Here is a 4,528-nt window from a genome sequence, read left to right on the forward strand (position 1 = left end):
GGGCGCTGCTCGCGCTTGCCGTAGTCGGCGTCGCGCCGGAAGTCGCTGCGCGGGGCGCGGGCCGGACGCTCCTCACGCCGGTCGAAGCTGCGCGGCGCACGGTCGTCACGCCGGTCGAAGCTGCGGGGGGCTCGGTCGTCACGCCGGTCGAAACTGCGCGGCGCACGGTCATCACGACGCTCGTCACGCCGGAAGTCGCCGCGCGGGGCGCGGGCCGGACGCTCCTCACGCCGGTCAAAGCTACGAGCCGGACGCTCGTCTCGACGATCGAAGCTGCGCGGGGCACGGTCGTCCCGGCGGTCGTCGCGGCGGCCAGGGCGGTCGGAGCGCTGGGGGCCGCGGGGTGGGCGGTCGTCATACGACTTGCCTTGGCCGCGGTGCGCCTTCTTGGGTCCCGCCTTGGCCTGAGCCTTCTTGGCGGTGCTCCAGCGGGCCTTTTTGGGCGCGCCGGACTTGGGGGCGTGCTGCTTGCTCATCTGAAATTGGCTCACTTCGGTAACTCGAGGTAGGCACGCCTCGAGCTGCCGTCCGTGGCAACGAATGAGAGCGAACCTCAGGCGAGTGTGGTGCCTTCTCGCCCGGCGGACCGGGATGGACGGTTGCCATCCGGCTGCCCGGTGTCCTTGCTTGCACGTTCTCGGGACGCCTCACGCGTCCATGCACCGGGGTGCCTCCACCGTATCAGCGTCTGGTCCGCCTCCAGACCAGGAAGACGGCCAGGGCGAGCAGGACGCCTGTGAGATCTGCCACGACGTCCCACCCGCTGCCGTCGCGGTGCGCCAGCAGGCTCGCCTGGAGCAGCTCACTCACGGGTGCGTGCAACGCGAGCAGACCCACCACCCACCACCGGGAAAGACCGGTCATAAGCCCGACCAGCGTCGGTGCCGCGAAGACGGACGCGTGGATCAGCTTGTCGAGGTGCGCGAGCCCCGGACCACCGGGAGCGGTGGGCACGTAGAGCACGACGAGCTGCACCACCATCGCGAGGACGAGCAGCACGATCCAGCCGCGCCTGATCCGGGAGACGGCGGTCGGCTCGGAGACCTTCGTGGGGATGGTGGGCCGGGACGTCATACGGGCAGCTGCGCGGCCTCGGCGTCGTTGGGGGCCTTGTCGTCCCCGCGAACGGCCTTCTCGACCGCGGTGGCCACCGTCTTGGAGACGTCGGGGTGGAAGACGCTGGGAATGATGTAGGCGGGGTTGAGCTCGTCCTCGCTGACCGTCCCGGCCAGCGCCTCGGCCGCCGCCAGCAGCACCTCTTCGGTGACCTTGTTGGAGCGGGCGTCGAGCAGACCGCGGAAGACGCCGGGGAAGACCAGGACATTGTTGATCTGGTTGGCGAAGTCGCTGCGACCGGTGGCCACGACGGTGGCGTGCTGGGCGGCCGCGGCCGGGTCCACCTCGGGCTCGGGGTTGGCGAGCGCGAAGACGATGGCGTCGTCGTGCATCTTGGCGATGTCGTCGCCGTCGAGCAGGTTGGGCGCCGAGACGCCGATGAAGACGTCGGCACCCTCGATGACGTCCTTGAGCGTGCCGGTGCGGCGCTCGAGGTTGGTGGTCTCGGCGAGCCAGCGCAGGTTGTCGTCGCCGTTGCCCTTGATGTCCTCGCGGTCGGGGTGCACGACGCCGAAACGGTCGGAGACGATGATGTCCTTCGCGCCGGCGGCGATGAGCAGGCGCAGGATCGCGGTGCCGGCCGCGCCCGCCCCGCTCTGCACGAGCCGGACGTCCTCGAGCTCCTTGCCGACGACCCGCAGCGCGTTGCGCAGGGCCGCCAGCACCACGATCGCGGTGCCGTGCTGGTCGTCGTGGAAGACGGGGATGTCAAGCTCCTCCCGCAGCCGGGCCTCCACCTCGAAGCAGCGCGGGGCGGAGATGTCCTCGAGGTTGATGCCCGCGAACCCGGGGGCGATCGCCTTGACGATCATGACGATCTCGTCGACGTCGTGCGAGTCCAGGCACAGCGGGAAGGCGTCGATGTCGGCGAACCGCTTGAACAGCGCGGCCTTGCCCTCCATCACCGGCAGTGCCGCGAGCGGGCCGATGTCACCGAGCCCGAGCACGGCGGAGCCGTCGGTGACGACCGCGACGGTGTTGCGCTTGATGGTGAGCCGGCGCGCGTCCTCGGGGTTGTCGGCGATCGCCATGCAGACGCGGGCGACGCCGGGGGTGTAGACGCGCGAGAGGTCGTCGCGGTTGCGGATCGGCACCTTCGACTCGATCTTGAGCTTGCCGCCGAGGTGCACCAGGAAGGTCCGGTCGCTGACCTTGCCGATCTCGACCCCCTCGACCGTCCTCATGGCGGCCACGATCTCGGTGGCGTGGTCGGTGTCGCGGCACGAGACGGTCACGTCCACCTGCAGTCGGTCGGATCCCGAGGCGGTGATGTCGAGGCCGGTGACCAGTCCCCCGTTCTGCTCGATCGCGGTGGTGAGCTCGCTGACTGCCGTCGCGCGGGCGGGGAGCTCGAGGCGGGCGGTGATCGAGTTGGAGACAGAGGGGACGCTCATGGGCGTCATTGTCCCCGACTACCGCTCGGTATGACGGGCAGCCCCCTCGGCGCGTCCCTCACCTCCTGCGGGATGAGCCGACGGTCAGACGGCGGCGGGGGCGAAGGGCAGCTTGGGCTGGGGCGGCGCGTGGGTCGGGTCCACCCCGTCGAACAGGCTGCTGACCGACTCACCGGCATGGATCCGGGCGATCGCCTCGGCGAACAGGTCGGCGACCGAGCGCACCCGCAGCTGCGGCCAGTTGCCGGGCGCAGGGACGGTGTCGGTGGTGACGACCTCGCTGATCATGTGGTGGTCGCGCAGGCGCTCGACGGCCTTGCCGGTGAAGAGTCCGTGGGTGCATGCGACCGCGGCCTCGGTGCAACCGAAGTCGGCCAGCCGATCCAGCAGCTCGACGATCGATCCACCCGTCGCGATCTCGTCGTCGAGCACGATGGCGCGCTTGCCGGAGACATCGCCCACGATGGCGTCGACCACGACCCGGTCGTCGGCCAGCCGCTGCTTGCTGCCCGCGGCGACGGGGAGTCCGAGCAACCGGGCGAACTGGGTGGCGGTCTTGGCGTTGCCGAGGTCGGGCGAGATGACGACCGTGTTGGTGAGGTCGCGGTCCTGGAAGTGGTCGGCGAGCACGCCGATCGCGGTGAGGTGGTCGACGGGGACGGAGAAGAAGCCGTGCACCTGGGGCGCGTGCAGCGCCATGGTGAGGACCCTGTGGGCGCCGGCTGTCACCAGCATGTCGGCCACGAGGCGTCCACCCAGCGAGATGCGTGAGGCGTCCTTCTTGTCCGACCGGGCATAGGCATAGTGCGGGATGACGGCGGTGATCTGTGCGGCCGAGGCGCCCCGGGCCGCGTCGATCATCAGCAGCAGCTCCATCAGGTGCTCCTGGGTGGGCGGCACCAGGGGCTGGATCAGGTAGACGTCACGCTGGCGGCAGTTGGCGAGCAGCTGCGCCTGGAGGCAGTCGTTGCTGAACCGCTTGATGTCGATCGGCGACAACTGGGCGCCCAGGGCGTCGCAGATGCGCGCCGCCAGCTGACGATGGGCCGAACCGGAGAAGACCACGATCTCGCGCACGCCGAAGCTCCCAGTGGGGTCGATGCCGATGTCCAGGTCGAGCGTAGCCCCTGGCCCGGGCCCGGGAGGACGCCAGCCGTGGCCGAAGCCTGCGCCCGACTCCCGGTCCCACCAGCGCGTATGCCGTCAGGTCACCGCGGCCGCGTAGCCCGCCACCAGCGCGTCGGCCACCACGGAGACGTAGCGGTCGTCGGGAAGGTAGGTCGGGGCGTGCAACCCGCCGGTGCCGGTCCCGGTGCCGACGAACATCATCAGGCTGCGGGCGTGCTGGACGTAGTAGGAGAAGTCGTCGGAGCCGAACGAGCGGAAGTCGGTCGACACCGGGTGCCCCATCTGGGCCAGCCGCTCAGCCGCTCCCGCGGCCAGCACGGCGTCGTTGACCAGGGCCGGTTCACCGGACGCAAAGCGGATCTCACCCACGCAACCGTGCCCCGAGGCCACTCCTTCGACGATCGACCTCATCGCGGCCCGTGCCAGGTCGAGGTCCGAGGCGCGCATCGTGCGCAGAGAGCCCCTGGCCACCGCCCGGCCGGGCACGACGTTGTAGGTGGTGCCGGCGTCGAGCTGGTTGACCATGCAGGCCACCCCCACCGTGGGATCGATCCGCCGGGCTCCGACCTGCTGCAGCGCCACGACGACGGCCGAGAGCGCGAGGACCGAGTCGTCCACGGTGTGCGGATAGCCGGAGTGGCCGCTGCGGCCGCGGACCTCGACCTCGAAGGCGCAGCTGCCGGCGTTGACCGGCCCTGCCACCGCGGAGATGGTGCCGGCCGGCAGCTGCGGCTGGCAGTGGGCGGCGACGACCGCCTCGACCCCCGCCATCCCGCCCTCTTCGACCACGTCCCAGGCGCCGGACTGCGGGCCCTCCTCGCGAGGCTGCAGCAGCGCCACCAGCGGCACCGGAAGCTCGATCCGCGTGGCCGCGCGCGCCACGACCGCCA

Annotated in this window: 4 protein-coding genes and 1 pseudogene; all 5 read right to left on the reverse strand. The window is 70.9% G+C overall.

Annotated elements, in window-relative coordinates:
- Positions 1 to 476 (reverse strand): annotated as a pseudogene (locus tag FRW57_RS24140) (DEAD/DEAH box helicase); the annotation flags it as partial.
- A 205-nt stretch (positions 477 to 681) separates the two neighbouring features.
- Complete coding sequence (locus FRW57_RS17725; protein ID WP_137122075.1) at positions 682 to 1,074, reverse strand: VanZ family protein; 393 nt, start codon at positions 1,072 to 1,074, stop codon at positions 682 to 684.
- Positions 1,071 to 2,510, reverse strand: coding sequence for an NAD-dependent malic enzyme (locus FRW57_RS17730; RefSeq protein WP_420853265.1), 1,440 nt, complete (start codon positions 2,508 to 2,510; stop codon positions 1,071 to 1,073). Before FRW57_RS17730 ends, FRW57_RS17725 begins: the two co-directional genes overlap by 4 nt.
- Positions 2,511 to 2,594: 84 nt before the next feature.
- Positions 2,595 to 3,587, reverse strand: coding sequence for a ribose-phosphate diphosphokinase (locus FRW57_RS17735; RefSeq protein ID WP_137122073.1), 993 nt, complete (start codon positions 3,585 to 3,587; stop codon positions 2,595 to 2,597).
- Positions 3,588 to 3,713: 126 nt separating this feature from the next.
- Positions 3,714 to 4,528 (reverse strand): M20 metallopeptidase family protein (locus FRW57_RS17740; protein ID WP_152186619.1); only part of this gene is annotated, 815 nt, incomplete at its 5' end.

It is taken from the genome of Segeticoccus rhizosphaerae, assembly GCF_009192725.1.
GTDB lineage: Bacteria > Actinomycetota > Actinomycetes > Actinomycetales > Dermatophilaceae > Segeticoccus > Segeticoccus rhizosphaerae.

Excerpts from the sequence above, each read along its gene's own strand:
- FRW57_RS17730 (WP_420853265.1), bottom strand. The coding sequence starts at position 2,510 with ATGAGCGTCCCCTCTGTCTCCAACTCGATCACCGCCCGCCTCGAGCTC.
- FRW57_RS17725 (WP_137122075.1), bottom strand. The coding sequence starts at position 1,074 with ATGACGTCCCGGCCCACCATCCCCACGAAGGTCTCCGAGCCGACCGCC.